The organism is Thalassobacillus pellis (assembly GCF_016908295.1).
Lineage (GTDB): Bacteria > Bacillota > Bacilli > Bacillales > Halobacillaceae > Thalassobacillus > Thalassobacillus pellis.
Window position 1 is genome coordinate 216,796 of the sequence record NZ_JAFBDO010000003.1, and the last position, 26,393, is coordinate 243,188.

22 protein-coding genes are annotated in these 26,393 nt (G+C 42.7%); 19 read left to right on the forward strand and 3 right to left on the reverse strand.

Features of this window, described 5'->3' with window-relative positions:
* Positions 1-198 precede the first annotated feature (198 nt).
* The 7 genes from JOC33_RS11560 to gucD all read left to right on the forward strand — a co-directional run bounded on the left by JOC33_RS11560 (position 199) and on the right by gucD (position 9,547).
* Positions 199-1,473, forward strand: a complete 1,275-nt coding sequence (locus JOC33_RS11560) for an extracellular solute-binding protein (protein ID WP_205092688.1) — start codon at positions 199-201, stop codon at positions 1,471-1,473.
* Between the two features lie 66 nt (positions 1,474-1,539).
* Complete coding sequence (locus JOC33_RS11565) at positions 1,540-2,526, forward strand: carbohydrate ABC transporter permease (protein WP_239534157.1); 987 nt, start codon at positions 1,540-1,542, stop codon at positions 2,524-2,526.
* Entirely contained in the window at positions 2,527-3,348 is an 822-nt protein-coding gene (locus JOC33_RS11570) for a carbohydrate ABC transporter permease (RefSeq protein WP_205092689.1), read from the forward strand.
* A 46-nt stretch (positions 3,349-3,394) separates the two neighbouring features.
* Positions 3,395-4,966 carry a glycoside hydrolase family 43 protein gene (locus tag JOC33_RS11575; RefSeq protein WP_205092690.1) on the forward strand — a complete coding sequence of 524 codons (1,572 nt, stop codon included), beginning with the start codon at positions 3,395-3,397 and terminating at the stop codon, positions 4,964-4,966.
* A 15-nt stretch (positions 4,967-4,981) separates the two neighbouring features.
* A complete protein-coding gene (locus JOC33_RS11580; RefSeq protein ID WP_205092691.1) occupies positions 4,982-7,090 on the forward strand; it encodes a glycoside hydrolase family 52 protein in 2,109 nt (702 codons plus the stop codon).
* 72 nt (positions 7,091-7,162) lie between these two features.
* Entirely contained in the window at positions 7,163-8,065 is a 903-nt protein-coding gene (locus JOC33_RS11585; protein WP_205092692.1) for a fumarylacetoacetate hydrolase family protein, read from the forward strand.
* Between the two features lie 21 nt (positions 8,066-8,086).
* Positions 8,087-9,547, forward strand: coding sequence for an alpha-ketoglutaric semialdehyde dehydrogenase GucD (gene gucD / locus JOC33_RS11590; RefSeq protein WP_205092693.1), 1,461 nt, complete (start codon positions 8,087-8,089; stop codon positions 9,545-9,547).
* A 73-nt stretch (positions 9,548-9,620) separates the two neighbouring features.
* On the opposite strand, the gene JOC33_RS11595 is transcribed toward gucD, so the two are convergent.
* A complete protein-coding gene (locus JOC33_RS11595) occupies positions 9,621-11,216 on the reverse strand; it encodes a bifunctional metallophosphatase/5'-nucleotidase (RefSeq protein ID WP_205092694.1) in 1,596 nt (531 codons plus the stop codon).
* Between the two features lie 308 nt (positions 11,217-11,524).
* Between JOC33_RS11595 and JOC33_RS11600 the strand changes: the two genes are divergently transcribed.
* Positions 11,525-12,247: a UTRA domain-containing protein gene (locus JOC33_RS11600; protein ID WP_205092695.1), complete on the forward strand. Its 723-nt coding sequence runs from the start codon at positions 11,525-11,527 to the stop codon at positions 12,245-12,247.
* Positions 12,248-12,550: 303 nt separating this feature from the next.
* Here JOC33_RS11600 and JOC33_RS11605 read toward each other — a convergent pair whose 3' ends face one another.
* Positions 12,551-14,323 (reverse strand): amylo-alpha-1,6-glucosidase, encoded by a 1,773-nt coding sequence (locus tag JOC33_RS11605; RefSeq protein WP_205092696.1) that lies wholly within the window; start codon positions 14,321-14,323, stop codon positions 12,551-12,553.
* A gap of 125 nt (positions 14,324-14,448) precedes the next feature.
* Between JOC33_RS11605 and JOC33_RS11610 the strand changes: the two genes are divergently transcribed.
* The 5 genes from JOC33_RS11610 (at position 14,449) to JOC33_RS11630 (ending at position 20,123) form a co-directional block, all read left to right on the forward strand.
* A complete protein-coding gene (locus JOC33_RS11610) occupies positions 14,449-15,930 on the forward strand; it encodes a PTS transporter subunit EIIC (RefSeq protein WP_205092697.1) in 1,482 nt (493 codons plus the stop codon).
* A 409-nt stretch (positions 15,931-16,339) separates the two neighbouring features.
* Entirely contained in the window at positions 16,340-17,080 is a 741-nt protein-coding gene (locus JOC33_RS11615; protein ID WP_205092698.1) for an SDR family NAD(P)-dependent oxidoreductase, read from the forward strand.
* Between the two features lie 194 nt (positions 17,081-17,274).
* Positions 17,275-17,742 carry a divergent PAP2 family protein gene (locus JOC33_RS11620; protein WP_205092699.1) on the forward strand — a complete coding sequence of 156 codons (468 nt, stop codon included), beginning with the start codon at positions 17,275-17,277 and terminating at the stop codon, positions 17,740-17,742.
* Positions 17,743-17,885: 143 nt separating this feature from the next.
* Complete coding sequence (locus tag JOC33_RS11625) at positions 17,886-19,262, forward strand: aspartate aminotransferase family protein (protein ID WP_205092700.1); 1,377 nt, start codon at positions 17,886-17,888, stop codon at positions 19,260-19,262.
* 9 nt (positions 19,263-19,271) lie between these two features.
* Positions 19,272-20,123 (forward strand): MurR/RpiR family transcriptional regulator, encoded by an 852-nt coding sequence (locus JOC33_RS11630; RefSeq protein WP_205092701.1) that lies wholly within the window; start codon positions 19,272-19,274, stop codon positions 20,121-20,123.
* A gap of 75 nt (positions 20,124-20,198) precedes the next feature.
* Here JOC33_RS11630 and JOC33_RS11635 read toward each other — a convergent pair whose 3' ends face one another.
* Positions 20,199-21,389: an ROK family transcriptional regulator gene (locus JOC33_RS11635; RefSeq protein ID WP_205092702.1), complete on the reverse strand. Its 1,191-nt coding sequence runs from the start codon at positions 21,387-21,389 to the stop codon at positions 20,199-20,201.
* 268 nt (positions 21,390-21,657) lie between these two features.
* Here JOC33_RS11635 and xylA point away from each other — a divergent pair, with 268 nt between their 5' ends.
* The 6 genes from xylA (at position 21,658) to JOC33_RS11665 (ending at position 26,375) form a co-directional block, all read left to right on the forward strand.
* Positions 21,658-22,992, forward strand: coding sequence for a xylose isomerase (gene xylA / locus JOC33_RS11640; RefSeq protein WP_205092703.1), 1,335 nt, complete (start codon positions 21,658-21,660; stop codon positions 22,990-22,992).
* 66 nt (positions 22,993-23,058) lie between these two features.
* Positions 23,059-24,555 carry a xylulokinase gene (gene xylB / locus JOC33_RS11645; RefSeq protein WP_205093069.1) on the forward strand — a complete coding sequence of 499 codons (1,497 nt, stop codon included), beginning with the start codon at positions 23,059-23,061 and terminating at the stop codon, positions 24,553-24,555.
* A 64-nt stretch (positions 24,556-24,619) separates the two neighbouring features.
* Positions 24,620-24,757, forward strand: a complete 138-nt coding sequence (locus JOC33_RS11650; RefSeq protein ID WP_205092704.1) for a hypothetical protein — start codon at positions 24,620-24,622, stop codon at positions 24,755-24,757.
* A gap of 354 nt (positions 24,758-25,111) precedes the next feature.
* Positions 25,112-25,330 (forward strand): hypothetical protein, encoded by a 219-nt coding sequence (locus JOC33_RS11655; protein ID WP_205092705.1) that lies wholly within the window; start codon positions 25,112-25,114, stop codon positions 25,328-25,330.
* Positions 25,331-25,551: 221 nt separating this feature from the next.
* A complete protein-coding gene (locus JOC33_RS11660) occupies positions 25,552-26,118 on the forward strand; it encodes a GNAT family N-acetyltransferase (protein WP_205092706.1) in 567 nt (188 codons plus the stop codon).
* The gene (locus JOC33_RS11665) at positions 26,115-26,375 is read left to right on the forward strand and encodes a hypothetical protein (RefSeq protein ID WP_205092707.1); all 261 of its coding nucleotides are present in this window, start codon (positions 26,115-26,117) and stop codon (positions 26,373-26,375) included. Before JOC33_RS11660 ends, JOC33_RS11665 begins: the two co-directional genes overlap by 4 nt.
* The last annotated feature ends 18 nt before the right edge of the window (positions 26,376-26,393 follow it).

Below are 26,393 nucleotides of genomic sequence, written 5' to 3' on the forward strand. Positions count from 1 at the left end.
TTTGACAAATAGAGAGAAAATTATGAATTCCACTTGCCATAAAGTGGTACTTACGTTATTATAACACTAGTTAGTTCATCCAATAAACAAACATAGTATAATTATCTTAAAATTTTGAGGAGGTGTACATGCAGGTAGCCTGATGATTTTAAAATGTTTGCGATAATTTGAAAACGCTAACAAAAGGGGAGATATCGATTGCTTAATAAAAAACTTTGGTGGATCACCTTAATAGCTCTTATATTCATTGTAGGTTGTCAGCCGACCTCGGGCGGCTCTGGTGAAGAAGACGGCTCGAAAACGTTAACGCTTTGGCATATTGAAACGGGACCATCAGAGAAAGCGTTATTAGACGCAGTCAAAAGATTTGAGGATTCCCATGAGGGAGTCAATGTTGAAGTTGTCAGGCAGGAAAACGATCCATATAAAACAAAACTGTCCGTTGCAATGGGCGGTGGGACACCTCCAGATGTATTCCATTCCTGGGGCGGCGGCTGGTTGGAAAAGTTCGTGGATGCCGGCCAGGTGAAAGATATTTCCAGTGATATCGACACTTCCGCTTATCTGCCTTCTGCTTTGACCCCTGCTACTTTTGATGGGAAAAATTATGGCGCTCCTTTAGCTATGGATATCGTACCAGTCTGGTATAACAAAGATATGTTCGAAAAATATGGGCTGGAAGAACCGAAGACTTATGAAGAACTGCTGAACATAGTAAAGACGTTAAAGGAAAATGACATTATCCCGTTTTCGATTGCTAACAAATCAAAATGGCCAGGATCATTTTATTACATGTATTTTGCTGAAAGAATTGGCGGTCCTGAATTATTCAGTGAAGCATTCAACAGGGAAGGTAGAGGCTTTGATGCGGAAGCATACGTGAAAGCAGGAGAAAAGATACAAGAACTTGTAAAAATGGGTGCTTTCCCGGACGGGTTCAACGGTATGAACTTTGACACAGGTCAATCACGGCAGCTTATCTATGCAGAGAAAGCAGGTATGATCATTCAAGGTAACTGGATGCTGGGAACAACCCGCGCGGATATGCCTGCGTTTGAAGAAAAGCTTGGATTCTTCCTGTTCCCTTCCATTGAAGGCGGAAAAGGATCCCGCCAGGATATCGTCGGTGGTGTCAGTCCTGTGTTCTCTGTTGCTGAAAAAACAGAATATCCTGATCTTGCTGCAGAATTAGTCAACGAGTTAGCGAGTAAGAAGACTGCTCAGCAGCTTGCCAATGAAGATGGTGCGATCTCTGCTGTAAAAGGCGTGGAGTATAAGGATCAATATGTGAAGAAAATAAATGAAGTGCTTCAGGAAGCAGAGTACCTGCAGACATTCTATGATCAGACTCTCCCTCCGGAGCTGGCGGAAGTACATTTGGATACCACCCAGGCCTTGTTCGGGTTATCCATGACTCCAGAGGAAGCTGCTAAGAAAACAGAAGAAAAGGCAAAAGAGGTATTGGAAAAATAATCACACAAAAACTGCATCAAGTTTAAGCAAGCTTGGTGCAGTTTTCTATGAAGTGAGGTGACAGGCTTGGCAGGACATGCAAAACAACTCACCTATGAAGATAACCGGCATCAAGAATCAGAGAAAGTATATCAGTCCTTAGAACCAGGTAGAAAAGTTAAGCCAAAAAAGCCAAAAAGGAATGGCGATGTAATGGTAATCTTCGCCTTCATGGCTCCGGCGCTGTTGATTTACGGTTTATACGTCGTTTATTCAATCGGGATGACTTTTTATTACAGTCTTTATGAATGGTCCGGCATCAGTAATACCATGGTGTTTCAGGGTCTGCAAAATTATGTGACTCTTATGCAGGACGGTATATTTTGGACATCCTTGCAAAATAACCTATTGCTCGTAGCTGCTTCTTTACTGACCCAGCTGCCCCTTGGCCTGATTATGGCGCTCTTGTTATTCAGCCCGGTGAAGGGGATGAGATTTTTCAGATCCATTTATTTCATGCCATTTCTCATGTCTACTGTAGCAATCGGTATTTTGTTCATCTACATTTATGACGGAAACTTTGGGATCATCAACCAGATATTAGGTCAGCTAGGTCTCGAATCATGGCAGCGTGGCTGGCTCGGGAATGAAGAAACTGCTATTTGGGCTGTAATCGCTACCGTATGCTGGCAGTTCGCCCCATTCTATATGATACTTTTCCGGGCAGCGATCGTTGGAATTCCCGAAGATCTTTATGAGGCTGCAGAAATTGATGGAGCCAGCCCAAGAAAGAAGTTTCTTCATATTACACTTCCGTTATTAATCCCGACTATTGTAACTTCAGCTATTTTATCCATCATCGGCTCGCTGAAATATTTCGATTTAATATTTGTCATGACCGATGGAGGGCCGAACAATTCGACAGAGTTGATGGCTACGTATATGTACGAACAGACTTTTACTAATTTCAATATGGGTTACGGAAGCAGTATTTCTTTCACGATGTTTTTAATTGCGCTGATTATAACCGTGTTTATCCTGTTCTTTGACCAAAAAAGGAAAGGGGAGAGCTAAATGTTGAAAAAACTGAATGAAGTTCCTTTATACATGCTGGCGATCTTTCTCCTGTTGTTTACAGGACTCCCATTTCTCATCATGGTGAGCGCCTCTTTTAAGACGCAGATGGAGTTTATGAGCTCTCCCTGGTCATGGCCGGATAAGTTCTCTTTTGAAAATTACCGGCTCTTGTTCGAGTCAGAATTCTTCCGGTTTTTTTATAACAGTGTGATTGTTTCGGTGATTTCCGTTGTAGCGGTAATCATACTCGCCGCAATGGCAAGTTATCCATTGGCACGTATGAAGTTCAGGTTAAGCCGACCTTTGTTCATTCTTTTTTTGGTAGGGATGATGATACCGATTCATACGACATTGATTCCTATCTTTCTGCTTACAAAGAACTTAGGTTTATATGATTCCATTTGGGCGCTGCCGGGTCCTTATATCGCTTTTGCTTTGCCTGTATCCATTGTCATTTTCACACAATTTTTAAAAGAGCTGCCGAAGGAACTGGAAGAATCAGCGAAAATGGATGGCTGTGGTCATTTTCGGTTATTTTGGAAAATCCTTTTTCCACTGCTCACCCCTGCTGTAGCTACCGTAGCCATCTATAATTTCATCCAGATATGGAATGAGTTCATTTTTGCACTGGTGCTGACGACGTCTCCTGAGAATGCCACACTGCCTTTAGGATTAAGGGAGTTTTACGGGCAATTCTCCGTCAATGTTCCGGGTATCATGGCTGCACTTACGCTTGGAAGTCTGCCATTGTTACTGATTTACCTTGTAGCACAGGAGAAAATAGTAAAAGGTATTGCTGCTGGTTCAGTCAAAGGTTAATGCTATTAAACTACTTTATAAATGGAAACGAAGGAAGGTTATATAAATGCCAACGATTACCAACCCCATTTTGCCAGGCTACCACCCTGATCCATCCATTCTAAGAGTTGGAGACGACTATTATATTGCGACCTCCACATTTGAATGGTTCCCGGGTGTCCAGATCCATCATTCCAAAGATCTGCAAAATTGGAAGCTGCTTACGTATCCGCTTACCAGGACCTCCCAGCTCGACATGATTGGAAATATCAATTCCGGGGGAGTCTGGGCGCCGTGTCTCAGCTATTCGGATGGAGTTTTCTACTTGATTTATACCGATGTAAAAAGCAGGAGTGGGGCATTTAAAGATACTCATAATTATCTGGTCACAGCAGAAAATATCAGCGGGCCATGGTCTGAACCTGTCTATTTGAACAGCAGTGGCTTTGATCCTTCACTCTATCATGAGGAAGATGGATCGAAGTGGCTGGTGAACATGATCTGGGATCATAGAAAAGGGACGAACTCCTTTGCCGGAATTGCCCTCCAGCAATTTTCTCCCGAGGAAAACAAGCTTGTTGGTCCAATTAAGAACATTTTTAAAGGAACGGAGCTGGGGCTTACCGAAGCTCCGCACATCTATAAACGTAATGGCTATTATTATCTGGTAACCGCTGAAGGAGGCACCGGATATGAGCACGCTGTGACAGTTGCCAGATCAACTCACCTGTCAGGTCCTTATGAGGTGGATCCGGAAAATCCTATTCTCACTTCTGATAAACAGGAAAGCTATCTGCAAAAAGCAGGACATGGCAGTATAGTAGAAACTCCTGATGGAGAATGGTATATGGCTCATTTGTGTGGACGCCCGGTGAAAGAAGGGAATTGTATTCTTGGAAGGGAGACAGCATTACAGAAATGCCGATGGACAGACGATGGATGGCTCCGTATCGAAGGTGGTCCGCATCCTCAGACGGCAATTGAGGTCACTTTTACTAATGAAAATAACGTAAAACCAGAAACATTTCGTGATGATTTTTCCAGTGATGAATTGAGCCTCCATTGGAACGCTCTCCGCCGTCCTTTTACGGATGACTGGCTTTCCTTAAAAGAGCGGCCGGGGTACTTGCGGCTGAAAGGACAGGAATCTATGAATTCTCTCCATCGGCAGAGCTTGTTGGCTAGGAGGCTCGAAACTTTTCAGGCGGAAGTAGAAACGGGGATCGCCTTTCAGCCGGAACACTTTCAGCAGATGGCTGGGCTTATTTTCTATTACGACACGGACGATTATGTTTACCTGAGAATCACCCACCATGAAGAAAAAGGCCTCATTCTTGGTATTATCCGTTCTAAACATGGCGTCTACGATGAATTATTAGAAGAAGAAATCAGTCTTCCGGAGCAGGATTATTATCATTTGAAGGCAGTACTCGACCATGAAAGACTATCTTTCTATTATTCCCTGGATGGAGAGAAGTGGGAGCTGGTGAAAAAGGAGATGGATATCAGCCACTTATCAGATGACGATGCTGATCTGATCCGGTTTACCGGCACATTCATTGGCTTATGTGCTCAGGACTTAAGCGGCCAGCAAAAACCAGCGGACTTTGATTATTTTCTATATAAGGAACTTCACTAGGCAGGGGGTTGAATCATGAATCACAATAAATTTTTCAATGCGCATCACTCGCCGATCGGGGCATTTGCCAGCTTTACACTCGGCTACAAAGGGGCAAAAGGCGGACTTGGCATCGAGCTTGGCAAGCCGGCTGATGAAAATGTCTATATAGGGCTGGAAACACGAGAAGGGGGAAAATACCAGGCACTTCCCTTTTTTGGTAAGTCTTCTGAAGATTTGGAACGCTTTGCTGTCGGAAATGAACAGACCGAGTCTAATAACGAGCTGATCAGTCATTTTCGTGATGATGCGATTGAGCGGGAGTTCAAACTTGGGAGTGATATATGGCGGGCTGGAGATCTGGAATTCAAATTATACTCACCTGCACTGGAAGTACCTGATCCCGAAACAGCAGATAAAGAAAGTTTAATAGATGCAATCATACCTGCTGTATATGCGGAGGTTACGATTGATAACCGGGAAGGAGACCAGTCCAGAAGAGCTTTTTTCGGCTATGAAGGTAGCGATCCCTATACAGCAATGAGGAGGCTGGACGACACAACCGAAGGCAGGTTATCAGGAATCGGTCAAGGACGTCGGACGGCAATTGTTACTGACAACGCAGATGTGAGGTCAGGGCTTGGTTTCACTATTGATAAAGTGCTGAATGTCGAGCATGAAGTCAATTTAGGTTTTGGTCTTGGGCTATGCGGCGCTCTTCTTATGGATGTTCCGGCAAGAGAAAAGAAAACGTTCCGCTTTGCGGTGTGCTTTTTTCAAGGCGGTTACGTCACAAGTGGTATCGATACGAGATATCTATACAGCGATTATTTCAAATCCATTGAGGAAACTGCCGAATATGCACTGGCTAACTTCAGCAGATTGAAAACCAAGTGCGAGGAAAGTGATAAATTGCATGAGGGGAAGGACCTGTCAGAAGAACAGCGTTTCATGCTTATTCATTCTATCAAAAGCTATTACGGCAACACACAGCTGTTAACCGATGACAGTAAACCACTTTGGGTCGTTAATGAAGGAGAATACCGAATGATGAATACCTTCGACCTGACAGTGGACCAGCTGTACTATGAGCTGGAGATGAATCCATGGGTAGTGAAAAATGTACTGGAACAGTTTATTGACCGTTACAGCTATCAAGATAAAGTAAGGTTCCCAAATGAGGATGAACTTTACCCTGGAGGAATCAGCTTTACGCACGACATGGGTGTCGCAAATGTCTTTTCCAGACCTGGACACTCGGCGTATGAATTTGCCGGGATTGATGACTGCTTCTCTTACATGACGCATGAAGAATTAGTCAACTGGCTATGCTGCATGACGGTTTATATTCATCAGACAAATGATAAGGATTTTGCAGGAAAGCACCAGCGTGTAATGGAACAAGCATTCGTAAGTATGGTAAACAGGGACCATCCTGATCCTGAAAAGCGAAACGGACTGATGGGACTGGACAGTGCCAACACAGAAGGTGGTGCAGAAATCACCACATACGACAGTCTGGATGTTTCCCTCGGACAGTCACGGAACAACATTTATCTCGCCACAAAATGCTGGGCAGTCTATGGGGCGCTGGAGAAGATATTCAGCGAAATGGAGAGACCTGAACTGTCTGAGCAGGCAAGAATGCAATCAGAGAAATGCGCCGAGACAATTGTCGGTGAAATGACAGAGGATGGCTATATTCCCGCAGTCATCACGGAAGGAAACGAATCGAAAATCATCCCAGCTATGGAAGGGTTGATATTTCCGTATTTTACAGGAAGAAAAGAATTACTCGAAGAAGAAGGAAAGTTCGGCTACTTCATCAAAGCATTAAAAGAACACACAATCAATGTATTGAAGCCGGGCATCTGCCTGTTCGAAGACGGAGGTTGGAAAATTTCCTCTACGAGCGATAATTCGTGGCTGAGCAAAATCTACCTCAGTCAATTCATCTATCGTGAAATTTTCGGCTTTCCATGGGGAGAAGCCGGTGAAAAAGCAGACCGCGCCCATGTTGCCTGGCTTGTCCACCCGGAGCATTCCTACTGGAGCTGGAGTGACCAGATCATTGCCGGAAAAATATCGGCGAGCCGCTATTATCCCAGAGGAGTGACAAGCATACTCTGGCTGATGGAGAAATAGTTCTCGTCCCGGAGTGAGATATGCTCGCCAAAGCCCTTAGTTCCAAAAAAATAAACGGAAGGTTGGAAAGCGATGAAAATCATTAAATATAAAGAAGAGGATGGATCTCTACAGCTGGCTGCTGTTACGGAAAAAGAGGAAATTTTCCCGCTCCCATATGAAGACTTCTTGACTATCATAGAGAAGGCGGAGAACCAGGGGATGACCTGCCTGGATTTAGTGGAACAAGCTATCGCCGATTCCCACATGCTACCTTATGCTTTGGATGAACTTACTCTGACGTTGCCCCTCCATGCTGGTGAAGTCTGGGCTGCTGGAGTTACTTACTTAAAAAGCAAGAAGGCAAGAAACTACGAAGCTTATGAAGGGAATGAAGAGGTTGCTGATTCCTATTACGATAAGGTTTATGATGCCGAACGGCCGGAAATTTTCTTCAAATCCACTGGGAGTAGAACGGTCGGGCCAGAGGATCCGGTGTATTTGCGAAATGATTCCAACTGGCAGATCCCTGAGCCTGAACTCGGTTTGATCCTGAACAGCAATGGCAGGATTGTAGGCTATACTGTCGGCAATGACATGAGCAGCAGGGATATTGAAGGAGAGAATCCGTTATACCTTCCGCAGGCAAAAATCTGGAAAGGCTCTTGTTCCTTTGGTCCCGCTATCCGGCTGGCTGAGACCGTGGAGGATCCATATGACCTGACGATAACATGTGAAATTTTCCGGGAAGACGAGAAAGTTTTTGAAGAATCAGCGAATACCTCCCAGCTGAAAAGGAAATATCATGAGCTTGTCGAATATTTACAACGGGACAATGATTTATTTTCAGGAACCGTCCTTTTTACCGGGACCTGCATCATTCCGCCAAACGAATTTACCTTGCAAAAAGGCGACCGAATTGAGATCACGATACCAGAAGTGGGCACATTGCGAAACCCTGTGCATGAACTAGTCGTGAAAAAAGCTACAGTTTAACCACAATAAGGAGGTAATCTGATGGAAACGAAAACGGAAACCAGGAACTATCTGAATTATATCAATGGAGCATGGAAAGAGGCGGATTCTGGCGAGGTGATTGAAAGCACGAACCCAGCTAATCCTGATGAAGTATTGGGATATGTACAAGGTTCAAGTGTGAATGATTTGAATCAGGCTGTAGAAGGAGCAAAAGAAGCCCAGCAAACATGGAAGAAATTAACCGGGGCTGAGCGAGGGAATCTGCTGTTTAAGGTGGCGGATGTCCTGGAGAGCAGGCTGGATGATATCGCAGAAACGATGACAAGGGAAATGGGTAAAACATTACCGGAAGCAAAAGGAGAGACAAACCGGGGTGTAGCGATTCTTCGCTATTACGCCGGAGAAGGCATGAGAAAAGAAGGCGACGTTATTCCTTCCACGGACAGTTCTGCTCTCATGTTCAGCAAGCGGGTGCCGCTTGGAGTAGCAGGGGTTATTACGCCATGGAACTTCCCGGTTGCCATCCCGATTTGGAAAATGGCTCCGGCTTTGATCTACGGAAACACAGTCGTGTTCAAACCGGCAACAGAAGCCGCCGTGACAGCTGCCAAAGTAGTAGAGTGCTTCGAGCAGGCAGGTTTTCCGGAAGGAGTTGTAAATTTTGTTACGGGAAAAGGTTCCGTCATCGGACAGGGGTTAGCTGAACACAAGGATGTAACTGCCGTAACCTTTACTGGCTCGAATACCACAGGCAATAATATTGGAAAAACCGTTGCGGCCCGTGGGGGAAAATATCAGCTCGAAATGGGCGGAAAGAATCCACTGATCGTTGCAGATGACTGTGATATCGACCTTGCTGTCGATGCCGCTATCAGTGGCGGTTTGAAATCCACTGGGCAGAAATGCACGTGCAGCAGCCGTGTGATTATCCAGGAAGGCGTCTATGAAAAATTCAAACAGAAGCTTTTAGAAAAAGTCAGCGGGATTTATGTCGGTGATGGTCTCGAAAGCAGTTCCTGGATGGGACCATGTGCCACTAAGGGACAGTTTGAAAGCGTACAGAAATACATCGATATTGGCGAAAAAGAAGGGGCGAAGCTATTATTTGGAGGACGACCTGTCAGTAATGATACTGGCGGCTATTATTTAGAGCCGACCATATTTGATAACGTCACCACCGACATGACCATCGCTCAGGAAGAGATTTTCGGACCAGTCCTTGCATTGATGAAAGTAAACACGATTGAGGAAGCTATCAATCTTGCAAATGACGTTGAGTTTGGTTTGAGTGCCTCTATTTTCACTAAAAATATCGAGCACATTCTCTCGTTCATAGATGATATCGAAGCTGGCCTCGTCCGCATTAATTCCGAGACAGCTGGTGTGGAGCTTCAAGCCCCGTTCGGCGGAATGAAAGCGTCAAGCTCTTATTCAAGAGAACAGGGAGAAGCTGCAAAAGAATTCTTTACTACGATAAAAACCGTTTTTATCAAAAGTTAACGTAAGCTATTCTCATTAAAATAACCAGTGCCCGTAAGATGACGGGCACTGGTTATTTTCGTTAAACAACTTGTTATTGGACATCAATCCGGTCAACTTCCGGTGCGGTCACTGGAGCGTCCTGCTGTTCCAGGTAGTCGATCATCGCATCTAATGCTAATGGTCCGGTGACCTGGTTTGTTCCTTCTTTAAGAACCGTAAAACCATCACCGCCAGTAGCTATAAAATTATTGACAGTAACCGTATATTGCTGCTGGCTATTAATAGGGTTGCCATTGCTGTCTGTCATAGAAACTATTTTTTCACCTGCTGGTGCAGATTCATCCCAAGTATAATGAAGTCCGGATACCTGTAAAATACGCGGGTATTCTCCAGCCCATTGCTGCTCAAGGACAGCCTTGATCTGCTCCCCAGTCAAGGTCATTTTCACAAGGTTGTTTCCAAAAGGAAGCATTGTGTAAAGCTCTCCCCAGGTAATTGGACCTTCATCCAGGCTGGCGCGGATGCCGCCAGGATTCATGAACGCAAAGTCGGTTCCCATTGCAGCTCGCTGAGAGTCAGCAACTAAGTTACCGAGAGAAGATTCTCCGCTGACATCTGCATCAGTTGTAATCGGTTCAGCAGCCTTCGCAATGACCTGATTGACAAGGTCCTCAATATCTTTGCTGTATTTTTCAACCATATTTTTCACAGTTGGATCAGGTTCGATTCTATCATGGTAAGTAGTTACAATGGATGCTTCCTGTGAAACAATATCTTTTGTTTTAGGATCAATCATCAGATCCACGTCGGAAAATGCCGTGCCATAAGAGTAAGATTGGACAATCAGTTTTCCATCTACCATCGTATTGGTATAAGAGTGGTTATGCCCGCCGAAAATGACATCTACCTCATCATCGATTTGAGGGGCAAATTCTACAACTTCACCAGAAGCATTGGAACCGTCCTGGTCAGAGTGGGAAGGAACATGGGCAAGGGTGACGATTGCTTCCACGCCTTTTGCTTTCAATTCTTCCACAGCTTTATTGATCGCTGTCGCTTCATCCGTAAACTTGACGCCTTCGATGCCGCTTGGAAGTACAATGTTCTTGGTTTCTGTTGTAACTACCCCGATGAAACCGATCGGCATGCCGTTTACTTTCTTGATTACATAGGGAGGAAGGATCGGATCTCCAGTCTCTTTATCAACGACGTTGGCTGCGGTATAAGGAAAATTTGCACCTTCGAAATATCCGGTTTTCGGGTGTTCCCCTCCATTGATAAGGCGCAACATTTCGTCCACACCCTCATCAAATTCATGGTTACCTAATGTACCCACATCAAAACCGATCTCGTTAAGTATTTCAATTGTCGGTTCATCCTGAAGCAGGGAAGAGACTGGGGAACTTGCGCCTACCACATCTCCTGCATGGACGATCAGCGTGTTCTTATTGGTCTGTTCATATTTATTAAGGTAAGCTGCCAAGTACTCTGCTCCACCTGCTTTTCTATCTCCAATAGTACGGTAAACATCTAACTGCCCATGGAAATCATTAATTCCTAAAAGCTGAACCGGTATGTACCTGTTCTTATAATTATCGTTTGAATTATCAGGATGGGCGGAAACAGACGAAGTAAACAGGGAAGAAGCCAAAAGCAAAGCGGGGAATAACTTTTTCACTTTAAACATAAATTACCTCCTGAAAAGTTGATTTTTTAACTCGAAACTTTCATTTATGTCAGATTACTAGAAAAATAGTCTTTAATATTAGATTGCGCGCTATCCTCCTTTCCCTTTGTCTGATTTCAAAAATATTTCCACTTCTTAATCATAACGTAATGTAAGGGATTGGTTATAGCCATCATGGCAAAAAAATATCATTTTTTTACATATTTTTTACGTTTACAAGGATAGGAGAATATGATCTATGGTTGAACTGCTTATCAAATCTGTATATAGTACAATACACATAGAGTAGGAATACACAGGAGGCTGCTATGTCCAGGATAAAATACATAAAAATATATGAAGATCTTAAACATAAAATAGAACAGGATATCTATAAGTATCAGGAATTGCTCCCGTCAGAAAATAAATTAGTGAAAGAATATGACTGCTCTCGGAATACCGTAAGACGAGCAATAAAAGAGCTGATTGACCAGGGGTATGTACAAACGAAGCATGGCCAGGGTGTACGTGTCATTTATCAGGAGTTTAAACAGAATGAATATATGTTTGGTGAAACGGAGACGTTCAAGCAATTTGCGATTAGAAATAAAAAACACTATCGTACAGAAGTGGTAACATTTCAGGAACTGACTGTCGATGAACACATCCATGAAATTACAACTATCCCGGCCGGTGTCGAAGTCTATTATTTGCAGCGTGTCCGCTATCTGGATGGGACGCCACTTATCATGGATTATAACTATTTCAGGAAAGACGTTGTAAAAGGGTTAACGGTCGATATTGCGGAGGATTCAATTTATGAATACTTGGCAAGAGAGCTGGATCAGAAAGCAGTAACTGCAAAAAGAAAAATGACTGTGGAAAAAGCAACTGACATGGATGAGAAATATCTGAGCTTAGATGGCTATAATTGTGTTGTCGTAGTAACCAGTCATATTTTCAATGCAGACGGAGTTATGTTTGAGCGGACCCAGTCACGGCACATGCCTGGAGATTTTGTGTTTTTTGACCAGACACAACGAAGAGGATGATAAAAAGTGTACGAGATGTCCTTAGGGACGCCCCGTACACTTTCTTTTTAAAGTTAGGAAATTATAAAATTTGGTCGTTGTGAGTAGACCTCTACAGCGAGCTACATCCATCTCCAGCGCCTACCCCCTCGAGGTCTTAAGCCGATCCTCTCTGTGACAAAGCCCGTCACGGCGAGGCTTGGCTTAAGCTTGTCGGGGGTGAACAAGGCGCTTGCGCTTTTGAAGCATCCATCTCCAGCACCTGCCCCCTCGAGGTCTTAAGCCGATCCTCTCTGTGCCAAGCCTGTCATGGCGAGACTTGACTTAAGCATTGGGGTGAACGAGGTGCTTACGCTTTTGTTCTGCATTTGTTACTTTTTCTTGAGCTGCCAGGTGGATAAAAACACTGGAAGTCCATGTATGAGCTAAGTCTCGTAGACCTTCACCTGTTTCTGCATGAAAGTTTTCGGCAAAGCCATTCTGTTTACAGAGTTCAAGAAACTTTTGTCTCACCTCTGAAGCTAATTCATGTTCTCCGCATTCTTCAAAAGCTTCTACAAAAAGGAGGGTGGTAGGGGCCCAGATTGGTCCTCTCCAATAAGCATCCTGCTCATAATAAGGACTGTCGAGTGCTTCCGAAGCTATTCCCCACTGTGTTAAATAGTTTTTGTCTTTTAGGACTCTGATGATCTTTTCTCTAACTGATTCGGGCAATTTCTTTGCCAAAATAATCGAAACCAGCGGAAGGATTCCCTGGCTTTCGATTACGCTTCCATCTTTCGTGAAACGTGCTGCTGGAATGTCATCAACCAGGAAGTGTTGACAAAATCTCTCGGTTAATTCCTCAGCCTGGCCCTCCCAATATTTTTCCTCTTGTTGTCGGTCCAGTTTACCTGCCACTACAGCAAGCATATCCATTGATTTGATCAAAAAGGCAGTCAGATCTGGTGAATCGATAATAGCAGCATTTCTGAAAACGGTGCTGTTATCCTGCCCGGAGTCGTTCCCGTGATGGTATTCCGGAATACCATCCTGATTGGAATCTTTGTAGCGGAAGTAAAATTCTACATGCCCTTTGATTTGCGTATAAACTTTTTCTAACTGGGTGGTGGTCAGCGTCATTTTTTCCATCATTTTTAACACAAAGTACCCTTGTACGGGAGGCTTGGAAAAATTCCAGCGAATAGTTGAATCACTAATGGAACCGGGGATTTGTCCTTTATCATCCTGATAGTCGAACAGGAGCTGAATTTGATCCCATGCCAGCTTATCATCAACACCAGCAAGTGCTAAGGCATTGAAAGCATTGTCCCAGCTCCAGACACCTGGGAAATTACTGTTGGACATAAACATAGCTTTTCGTTTTAACAGGCCTTCTTCATTAACAATGCATGTCCAATTAAGGTAAACGGCTTCCCTTAAAGTTTCTTGATACTCCTCAGGTACAGATGGCTGTCTGGATAAGAAATCGAGAAAATGGCTGGTGCTTTTATCGAGGGCTTTTTCAAAGCTGTATTCCCTCTCTTCTGGTATGGAACCGTGGGTGGGCACATCCTCCACCACACATAAAAATTCATGTGATCCATCCTCTGGTCCAATATGGATGCTGGATGAATTATCCGCTTTATTTGTACTTCCAACAGTATCCATAAATACGTTTTGCTTAAGAGATACGGAACCATCAGGAGCGAATATCAAATATTTCGTCAGGTTTTTATAGCTGTTGACGAGGCAGTACTCTTCCCCTTCTTTCCCCAACAAATAGTTATATTCAAAATTGAAAATAGGCTGGGTATCTAAAACAAGTCCAACCTGATTCCCGCTTCCCTTTACAAAAATTCTGGACTCATCTTCAAAACATACATGTAACTCTCCACCATCGAATTGAATGGAAATTTGGAATTCATTTGCCTGATAAGAATACTCAACAGGTTCTCCATTTTTAACAGGAATTATTTTAAGTGCATTTTGATGTTGTCTTGACTTTCCTCTGACTGAATTGATGTATAGGCCTTTTTTTTCATGGGTATCGCTTTCTTGATAGGTCAGGGCCAGATAGGAGCCGAAATGGCTCATTGGTGTAGTGGTGATATCCAAATTGTTGCACTCCTTTTCAAAATTTTCTTGACAACTTTTCATAACCATCTATACTGTACTATAACTAACTTGTTTAAACAAGTTAGTATTTTTGGAAGCGATTCATTATTAGAGGAGGCCGAGAAATGGGTTTTAAAGAGAACGTTGCCGACATTATTGAACAAATCGGCGGCCCAGAAAATGTAAATAATGTATCACATTGTGTCACAAGACTTCGTTTGGTCTTGGCAGATGAAAAAGCGGTCGATACAGAAGCTTTAGAAGAAAATGATCTGGTAAAAGGAACTTTCTTAGCAAATGGCCAATATCAAGTCATTATCGGACCCGGAGTAGTAGAAAAAGTCTACAATGAATTTGTTAAACAAACGAACGCAGATGAAGTCAGTAAGGATGAAATGAAAAAAATCGCATCCGATAACGGGAATATGCTTCAAAAAGGTGTTCGGGTATTAGCGGATATATTCATCCCAATCCTTCCAGCAATTGTAGCTGCCGGACTTCTGCTCGGATTGAATAACTTGCTCGCTAATCCTGGTATCTTTTTTGAAGATAAGTCTTTATTAGATGTATACAAAGGCTGGACAGGCTTTGCTGAATTCATAAATGTAATCGCAAACACTGCCTTTACGTTCCTCCCCGTATTAATCAGCTGGTCAGCGGCAAGGAAGTTTGGCGGAAGTCCTCTATTAGGGATTGTCCTAGGTTTACTATTAGTCCATCCGGCATTAATGTCTGCCTATGACTATGCTGCTAACCCTGAAGGTGTAGAATATTGGAACTTATTTGGGCTTGAAATCGCCAAAGTCGGCTATCAGGGACAAGTGCTTCCGGTTATATTTGCAGCCTGGCTGGTGACATGGTCGGAAAAACACCTGAAAAGCATCATTCCCGGCAATTTGCAAATGCTTTTTGTGGCACCGCTTGCATTAATTTTTGCTGGTTTGCTCACATTTGGAATCATCGGACCGATTACAATGACAGGATCCAGTTGGCTTACGGATGCAATCTTATACTTATTTGAAGTTTCTCCTGTCCTTGCTGGAGGAATCTATTCCTTCATTTCAGGACCGTTGATAATAACAGGAATGCATCATATATTCCTGGGGGTCAACTTGCAAATGGCCGGAACATTAGGTTATGTGACATTATGGCCAGTAAGCGAAACGGTAACACTGGCAATGGGTGCGGCGACATTGACGATGTTCTTCATTCTTAAGCAAAACCAGAAATTAAGAGGGGTATCTTTTGCGGCCACTATTTCTGCATGGCTCGGTGTTACAGAACCAGCTATCTATGGAATTAATCTCCGCTTCCGTTATCCATTCATAGCCGTGATGATTGGAAGTGCGGTCGGAGGCGCTTATATCGCTTCTCAAGGGGTAAAAGCCACTTCTGTGGGCGTAGGAGGATTGCTATCTTTCCTTTCTGTCTATCCGGAGCATTGGGTCTTTTATTTCACTGGCATGGGCCTTACATTTTTGGTCACCGTTGCATTGACGTATGGCTTTTATAAGAGTCACTTGTTTAAATCCGGCCAAGAGAGCGATAAGAAAGCAAAAAGCAAATCTCCTAAATCTATTAAGACAAAAAATGCAACAGTTCAATAAATCTATTACTAAAAGCCACTCAAATGGAGTGGCTTTTTTGCTTGTGGAGAATCGTTTCGTTTTTCATCAAGCTGTTTCTTCTGCCCTCAGGGCGATGTGCCTTCTTTGGCCTGGCGCCAGAAAAACTTCGCAAAATCCCATACTCGGTGCGAAAAAAGCAGCGGTAGCGAGCGAGGTATCAGCGGAACATGGGCCAGAATGAGCGGAATGAAGCCGTTATCAGCTGACGGAAGCGAGAAATCAGCGGACGGAGGCAGGAAATCAGTGGACGGGGCAAGAAAAGTAGCGGAGTGAAAAATAGAATCAGCGGAACTAGAATCTGGTTTTTTTAAAGGAATCCGTCATGAAAAGTTTGTATAGGTTTATAGACTGTTTCTTTTGGAAAGAAGGCAGTTAAGGAGGAAGAGTAATGTTAAAAAATAAAACGGCTCTCGTAACTGGTGGCGCAAATGGCATAGGAAAAGCAATTGTGGAGGAATTTGCAAGGAATGGTTTTTCCGTAATTTTCATTGATAAGGATAAGGAAATGGGGCAGGAGGTCTGTCGTAAAGGGAAAGAGCAGGGATGCCAGATAGAATTCAAGCATTGTGATGTATCTGATCCTATTGACGTGGAGAAAATCTTTACGGAAATTAAAGATGATTATGACAGTATCGATGTTTTAGTCAATAATGCAGGCATATCGAAATTTAAAAATTTTTGGGAGATGAAAGTGACTGACTGGGACGAAGTAATTTCCACTAATTTAAGCAGCATCTTTTATATTACTAAAGAAGCAGCTTTAATGATGAAAGAAAGAGGAGGCAGCATTATCAATATCGCCTCTACAAGAGCGGCGATGTCAGAACCTGATACGGAAGCTTATTCGGCAAGCAAAGGGGGGATAGTTGCCCTTACTCATGCACTTGCAATGACCTTGAGTGAGAACTATATTCGCGTAAATAGCATAAGTCCTGGATGGATTCAGACAGAAAACTACGACAGTCTGAGAGAAAAGGATCACTTCCAGCATCCCTCGAAAAGGGTTGGCAAGCCAGAAGATATTGCCAAAGCCTGTATGTTTTTAAGTAAAGAAGAAAATGATTTCATGAATGGTGAAAATTTAGTGATAGATGGGGGGATGACAAGAAAAATGATATATGAGCATTGAAGTCATTTATAGATGAAAGAAAACCAGTATGCCATAAAATTCATATGGAAAGTTAATGGCAACACGGTTGGTAAAAGTATCATGAACTTTAAACTAAAATGAATCCTACTACAAGAGTAAATGGCTGTCCGCATAAAAACCTCCATTTAGGGTAATGAAAATAGGACAAGCTAAGTTTAGTGGAGGGATTAAAGATGCAAAAGATGAACCGCGGAATTGTCACGGCGTTATCATCTATCGGTATAGCGCAAGCATTAAAAATACTGACCCATAAAAGGCTGACAGGAGAGTGGGATTTCAGACAGGTGGCTACTACAGGCGGCATGCCAAGCTCCCATTCTGCAGGGGTTTCCGCTTTAACTACGTATATTGCTTCCAATAAGGGAAGTCGTCACACGGAAACAGCACTTGCTACGGTATTTGGTGTCATCGTCATGTATGACGCCCAGGGAATCCGCCGTCATACCGGGGAGATAGCTCAATTAGTAAATGATTTGGAAGACAATTTCGCAGCGATATCAGGAGACTTTCCGAGCTTTGAATTTGTGGAGCGGGAGAAGGAATTGAAGGAATTATTGGGCCACCAGCCTATCGAGGTTCTCGGGGGAGCTTTGTTGGGAGGAATACTAGGATTTCTCTCGGCAAAATTAGAAAATAAATAGCCCATGTAAAGATGGTTTCTGATTGAATCAGAAATCATCTTTTTTGCTTTCCTTGATTTTCATGCTCACCAGGTTATAATGAAATAAATGTTTCGTAAATTTATTTTTATGAAGCAATTATTACCTATTGGTGGTGATGAGAAATGAATTCAGCAGCTCAAAAGGAATACATGGCAAAAACACAGCGCTCCAGAGAATTTTCCGCAGAAGCTAAAAAGGTGATGCCTGGGGGAGTTACTGCAAATATCAAATCTTTTGATCCGTACCCGGCCATTATGAAAAAAGGAAAAGGGGCTTGGTTATACGATGTAGACGGAAACGAGTACATCGACTACCTCCTTTCCTATGGGGCATTGATGCTGGGGCATGGCCACCCGGTGGTCAAAAAAGCAATCCACAATCAGATGGAGGAAGATGGAACAAACTTATTCGGTACGCCGCATCATTTGGAAATCGAAATGGGAAAGAAGCTGCAGGAGTTATATCCAAGTATGGAATTGCTCCGCTACACTAATTCGGGTACAGAAGCTACACTGCTTTCCATCAGAATAGCAAAAGCCTACACGGGCAAACAGAAGATTGCAAAATTCGAAGGACATTATCATGGCGGATACAATGAAGTATTACTAAGCGTAAACCCTCCTGTCCATGAGGCAGGTCCGGAAAGTGAACCCAAAGCTGTTCCGGAATCAAAAGGATTAGAGGCGTTTCATGAAGAGAGCACGATTGTGCTTCCGTTTAACGATCTGGAAGCGGCTGCTGAAATACTGTCTTATAGAAAGGATGAGCTGGCTGCTGTCATGTTGGAGCCGGTACAGGGAGGGTTTATTCCAGCCGAGCAATCCTTTATGGAAGGTCTCCGGAAGATCACCGAAGAGATGGATATTCTGCTCATTTTTGATGAAGTGAAGACTGGTTTCCGATTAGGATTGGGTGGTGCCCAGGAAATGTACAGAGTGAAGCCAGATATGACTGCTCTCGGTAAAGTTGTGGGGGGAGGATTCCCGGTCGGTATGGTCGGAGGAAGAAAAGATGTCATGATGGTGACCGCTCCAGCTGCGTCATCAGATGTCTTTGATGCCAGTCAAAGTACAAAATCGAATGCAAAGGATGTCTTATTCCATAGTGGTACCTACAATGGCCACCCAACGATATTGGCTGCCGGCCTCGCTACGATCAGGCATTTGGAGCAGGAACTCAATCATGTGTATGAGGTCACAGAGCGTTTAAAAAATGGCATCACTGACTTATTTGCACAGCATGGCATTTCCATAAAAACCGTGGGAAAAGGCTCCATTTTCAATGTTGTTATTACAGAGCAAGAAGAGATTAAAAATTATCGCCAGCTGCAACAGGCTGATTTTGCACTAAGAAAAGAAATAGATTTTCGCTTGCTAGCGGAAGGAATATATACTAAACCACTGAACCGTTACAGCGTTTCAACCGTTCATGGTGAGAAAGAAGTCAATCGGACATTGAATGCGTATGAAAAAGTATTGGAACAAATTTTTAGAAAGTAGGCAGCAGCCATGTCGAATATTTATCAGCATATTGCTGAGGTAATGAATACCATGAGTAAGTCACAAGTAAAAGTAGCTCGTTATATATTAGAGAATCCAAATACCGTTTCATTTTTAACAGTTGGTAAACTGGCAAAAGTGACAGAAGTCAGCGAAGCAACGGTTGTAAGGTTCGCGAACTTCCTGGGGTTTTCAGGGTATTCGGAGTTGCAGCAAAGTATACAGGAATCCGTCCAGCAGCAACTTTCCACTACAGAAAGACTGAAGATGTCGCAAGAAGTGTATAACGAAAGGGAAAAAGGAGTCCGCGAAGTTTTTTATGATGATATCGATAATATCAAAGCGACCATGGAGGAAATAGATCAAGAGAAATTCCAGGAAGCAGTGAACCATTTGGTAAGTGCCAATAACATCTATATTATCGCTAATCGCAGTGCAAAATCATTAGGTGTTTTCCTTCATTATTACCTTGATATGATGCTTGATAATGTGGAACTACTCCATTCCACAGAAAATGGGGCAGAGCGTTTACATCAATTAGACCAGAATGATGTCGTGTTTGGTATAAGCTTTGCCCGCTATACAAACAGCACGGTCGAGATGTTCGCTTATGCAAAAGAAAAGAAGGCTAAAACCATTGCGCTCACAGACAACCTGTTATCCCCGCTTTTTCCACAAGCAGATATTTCATTATTGGCGAAGAGCCGAATGCCGACAGTAATTGATTCATTCGCAGCACCATTAAGTGTGCTGAACGCCTTAATAACAGCTGTAAGTAAAGAAAGACAGGAATGCTTTCATGAGCGGCTAGATGCCCTGGAAGACATATGGAGTAAATTCGATGTTTTTTATAACAAATAGCAAGAAGCTGGGGCATAATGAAGAACAGCCGAACAATAGTTTAAATTGTTCGGCTGTTCTATTTGTACATCTTTTTTAATTCGTAACTGTTTGCTCAAGCCCATTTTCCAAAAATCTTTGCGTAATGAATGCAGCCATTCCCATAGGGGATGCGTGAGTGGACAATTGCGAATACGTTACATGGATGTCTTCCTGGTTGAACCCCATTGTCTGGGCCTGCAGCCTTTCAGTAATAACTGGTTCCAGCCATTTTCTGGCCATCACTAAGCGATTACCAATAATGACTTGTTCAGGGTTGAAGGTGTTGACCAAATTCAAAATGCCTTCAGCCAGGTATTTACCTGCGTGTTCAAAAAGACTGATTACCTTTGAATCACCATTCTCGGCATGCTCTACCAACTGTTCGAGGGTGATTGGCTGGGACTTTGATGTTTCCAGTCCAAGAGAACGTGCTTCTTCCAAGATTGCCTGCTCAGAAGCATACAGTTCCCAGCAGCCTTTTCGCCCGCAGCGACATTGTTTTCCATCCACATCAATCACCATGTGACCAATTTCTCCGGAATACCCTTTGGTACCTCGGTAGAGAGAATCGTTCAATATCAATCCGGCACCTACACCGATACCTGCACTTATATAGATGAGGTTCTCGCGTATTTCTTCTGTGCCATAGAGCTTAACTCCATAAGCACCGGCATTCGCCTCATTTTCAATCAGTATCGGGAGCGAAAATTCTCTTTCCAGTATTTCTTTAAGGGGAACATTATTCCAGCCCAGGTTAGGCGCTAGTAATACATTGCCATCGTGGTCGACAATCCCCGGGACGCCTACTCCAATACCAACGATTCCATTCGGGCTGTCCGGTGCAGCGGCTGAGAGGTTCCGGATCATGTCTTTCATCTTGTCGATGATTGCTTCTAATGACAATTGATGAAAGCTGATTTTCTGCTTTTCCACTATTTGACCTTTCAAGTCAGTCAAAATCCCCAACATATAATTAACACCAAGATCGATACCTATTGAATAACCTGCACGGTGGTTAAAGAGTAAAATAACAGGTTTTCGTCCGCCTCTCGATTCACCCATACCAGATTCACTGATCAATTTATCATCGAGCAGTTCACTGACAAGTGATGAAACTGTCCCACGGTTCAGCCCGGCTTTTTGCGATATAGCAGCACGGGAAATAGGTGCATGGTTGCGGATCATACGTAAAACAATTGATTTATTGATTTTTTTCACTAACTTCTGGTTGCCTGTTTCTGGCATCTGTATTTCTCTCCTCATAAAACAGCTATTCCCCTTATTATAAACATTATGGCCTATTTCTTCATCGTCTAAATAAAAATCTGTATTATCTAGTATAAACTTTGTTCATTAAATAGACAAACAAAGAAGAAAAATGATATAATTCAGACAACGAGAAAAGATGCATTTGCTTCTATCCTTATTACGAAAGGGGAGATTTTTGAAAGCGTTAACAGTCTTCGTTGGTAGCTTTTACATATTTCATGAAAAATAAGGAGGAATAAACGTAATGAGTTATTTTAATCAGGTTAACAAAGTAAGCTTTGAAGGAGCAGATTCGAAGAACCCATTTTCGTATAAGCATTATAACCCGAAAGAAACCGTCGCTGGTAAGACGATGGAGGAACATCTCCGATTTTCCGTCGCATACTGGCATACCTTTACAGCTGATGGGGCCGATCCGTTCGGGGCAGGAAATATGCAGCGCCCTTGGAATCATCTTCAGGGAATGGACCTGGCCAAAGCACGTGTCGAGGCGGCATTTGAACTATTTGAAAAATTGGATGTGCCATTTTTCTGTTTCCACGATGTTGATGTGGCACCGGAGGGAGACACGCTTGCTGAATCGAACCGTAATCTGGATGAAATTGTCGCAATGATAAAAGATTACATGAAAACCAGTAAGACGAAGCTGTTGTGGAATACCGCCAATATGTTTACACACCCACGCTTTGTACATGGGGCAGCTACCTCAAATAATGCGGACGTATTTGCCTATGCAGCCGCAAAGGTGAAAAAAGGTTTGGAAGTCGGTAAAGAGCTCGGTGGGGAAAACTATGTTTTTTGGGGCGGCCGTGAAGGTTATGAGACATTGTTGAACACGGACCTCAAGCTCGAACTTGATAACCTTGGCAGGTTCTATCATATGGCTATTGATTACGCAAAGGAAATCGGCTTTGACGGGCAATTCCTGATTGAACCGAAGCCGAAGGAGCCAACCAAGCACCAATACGACTTTGATGTGGCAAGCGGGCTGGCATTTTTACAAAAATATGATCTGACGGATCACTTCAAATTCAATATTGAAGCAAACCATGCGACGCTCGCGGGCCACACCTTTGAACACGAGCTTCGTTATGCAAGAGTAAATGACATGCTTGGATCTGTCGATGCTAACCAAGGGGACACCCTGCTTGGATGGGATACAGACGAATTCCCGACAGACTTGTATTCTACTACTCTGGCAATGTATGAAATATTGAAAAACGGTGGTCTTGGAAAAGGCGGCTTGAACTTTGATGCAAAGGTTCGCAGGGGTTCTTTCGAAGCTGACGACATTCTTTATTCCCATGTTGCCGGTATGGACAGTTTTGCTATTGGTTTGAAGGTGGCACAACGGTTAATCGATGACGGTGTTCTTGACGATTTTGTCTCCGAAAGGTACAGCAGCTTTACGGAAGGGATTGGAAAACAGGTAGTTGATGGAGAAACAGATTTTCATGCCCTTGAACAGCATGCGTTACAGCTTGGAGAAATCGAAAATCGTTCCGGGCGTCAGGAATGGCTCAAATCCGTTTTGAATCAATATCTATTGAATGTCAACGCAACTGTCGGAGCTAAATGATGTTAGAAAAGCGCTCACACTATTGAGCGCTTTTCCCATGTAATTTCATAGAAAGGATGGTAGATGATGAAGTATGTACTGGGAATTGATCTAGGGACAAGTGCCGTGAAGGTGCTGCTAGTCAATCAGGAAGGGGAAATTGAGCAGGAAGTATCAAAATCCTATCCTTTAATTCACGAAAAATCCGGTTACAGTGAGCAGAACCCTGAGGAGTGGGTGAACAAAACCCTGGAAGCGCTAAAAGAGCTTACAGAATCCTTTGATGGAGATATTGATAAAATAGAAGGAGTAAGTTTTGCCGGCCAAATGCATGGGCTAGTATTGCTGGATAGTAATCAAGATATTATTCGAAATGCGATTTTGTGGAATGATACCCGCACAACGAAGCAATGCCAGCATATTTATGACGAACTTGGAGAGAAGAAACTATTGGCCATTACAAAGAATCCGGCACTTGAAGGTTTTACATTACCTAAATTGCTCTGGGTAAAGGAAAACGAGGCTGAGAATTTCAGTAAAGCGGCGACGTTTCTCCTGCCAAAAGATTATTTACGATTCCGCCTGACAGGAAAAATCCACAGCGAATTCTCGGATGCGGCAGGCACGCTGTTGCTTGATGTTGCTGAACAGACATGGAGTAATGAAATGTGTGAAACATTCGGAATCACCAAAGACATGTGCCCGGAGCTTGTACATTCAGGAGACTTTGTAGGAAACCTCTCAGAAGAAACCGCTCAAGTGACAGGACTCTCTTCTTCTACGAAAGTTTTTGCCGGCGGTGCGGACAATGCCTGTGGAGCCATAGGTTCAGGAGTGTTATCAGAAGGGAAAACGATGTGCAGTATTGGAACTTCCGGAGTTGTTCTGTCATATGAACCGTCAGCTGACCTTGATTTTGAGGGAAAGGTCCACTATTTCAATCATGGAAAAGCAGATGCCTTTTATACTATGGGCGTCACACTGGCGGCTGGCCACAGCTTAAATTGGTTCAAAGACACCTTTGCTGCTGAAGAAAGTTTTGAAAGTCTGATGGAAGGAACTGAGGAAATCCCAATAGGAGCAAACGGACTACTGTTTACACCATACATATCGGGAGAGCGAACGCCCCACGCAGATGCGAATGTCCGAGGAAGCTTCATCGGCATGGACAGCTCCCATACAAAAAAAGATTTCGTACGCGCAGTCATGGAAGGAATCACTTTTTCTTTAAATGATTCGATTGAAATCTTCAGAGAAAACGGAAAAACCGTCAAGTCGATTGTCTCCATTGGCGGCGGTGCAAAAAACAAAGCATGGCTGCAAATACAGGCAGATATTTTCAACGCTCAAATAATCCGCCTCTCGAGCGAACAGGGGCCAGGCATGGGAGCGGCTATGTTAGCAGCCTACGGCAGTGATATTTTTGCTTCATTAGATGAATGTGCTCAAACATTCCTTTCTGAAAAGGACACCTTTGATCCTATCCCCAAAAACGTGGAAAAATACCAAAATCTTTACCAGTTGTACCGGCAAGTTTATCAACAAACCCATGAACTTAGCCGCAGTTTAGGCGAGTTCAGATAAATGGGGTATAATTTTTGAATTTCGGGTAAGCTAATGTTCATCAACTATGTCAGGAGATGAATATATGACTGAATCAGAACAAAAAGCTGCTAAACCCCAGGCGGAAAACTCGATGGGCAAGGAGCAGAAGCATAATAAAAAAGACGAAAAAATTCACTCTGAAAAGATCCGGTACGATAACGCTGATAAGATTTATGAATGATTAAACTGTCCTAAGACACTGGAATGAAACTACAAAAGCAAACAAAAGATGAACAATAAAAAACCTTTAAATGGAAGATTTAGAGCGTAGTCAATATCCTTAGACTCCAACCCGAACAATGTTACCAATTGTTCGGGTTTTCCTTTGATAAGCATCTTTGCTTCAGCTCTTTTTGATGAGGTAAAGCAAGGAAAGGTTGAGCAGGGGATGTACGATGAATTCATCGGAACGCCAAATTTATGCTGCAATAGGTTCTTATCTGCAGATGATTTATCTGAATAGTGAAACAAATAGTGGGGTTAAATCGTATAATAGTGAGAGGAAGCTTTATATATAAGAGGAGGTTTAAAATTTGTGTCAGTTCAAATCTGGGTTATTATAGGAGTTATCGTCTTGTTATCATGGCCGATCGTTAGATTGATAGTAACGGATCTATTTGGTTTGAAAAGGAATAAATTTTATGGAAACCAATTAATGAAAGAAAAAAAAGAACGTAATAAAACCACTTCTCAAATGGAAGCAGAAAGTTCATTGGAAGCAACCAGGTCACGAAATACAAACTTTCCTGGTTGAGAGCAGGATATAAATATAATTTATCAGAGGTGAGACAATGGGGTATGCGATAGGGATAGTAATCACTTGTGTTTTGTTTGGGGTGATCCGTGTTCTCCTTGGCATCCCATCAAACCGGGCCAACTCAAAAGAGTATCACGATCGTGATTATCCTTAAACGTTATCTTGCTTTTAAACTGATACGAAAGTAACGTTCGAATTGAAAGGATAGAGGGGAAAAAGTGAACATTTTATACGAAGAGATAGATGAAAAAGAAATAGAATTATGCCGGGAATTGTGCAATGAATTAATGATTTTCCAAAAATCGAAAGCATACATAAAACCTGAGTTGTTTGATGATATGAGCTTTGAAACACGTCTATTGCCTTCTTTACAGAGCGCGATACACAATTACACAGTGATCGTGAAAGATAGTAATGAAAATGAAATTGTAGCTTACGTATATGCCAATATTTCTCCTAAAGAAACTTATTCCAATGATTTTGCCACTTTCTTTGATATGGAATCTGTTAAAAAGAGTAATGTGGGCTGTTTATCTCAGTTTTATATAAAAGAGGGTTACCGCGATGCAGGAATTGGTTCAAGATTATTTTCGAAATCAATGGAGTGGTTGAATAGATTTAAAGATGTTGAGGATTACTTTATTTATGTTTCTAATGGAAATCATAATGCCTTGGAATTTTACCAGCGTAAAGGGTTCTATGTCAGTCATCAGATTCTGGATGGCTTTATTACGGTTCTGCGGAATAAGCAGCAAATCAAGGGGAGGGAAGGTGATATCAAATGAGTCAGTACATTTTATCACTTAGCTTTTTTATAATTTTTCTAATTTCCTTCTCATATTTTCTGGTAAAAAGAAAAAAAGCCGGTATTACTGGTATTAAAAGCGCCATTCCATCTATTTGCTTTTTTTTGATTGCTTTGATAAATTTTGCTGCTAATACGATGGATTTGCTTGGGAGCATTAGTTGGTTTCTGACAATAACCCTGATAATAGTTGGAGCATCTTTTACTAAATACCTCCCTATTGATACCTCACCATAGAAAAAATCAAGTTTAAAT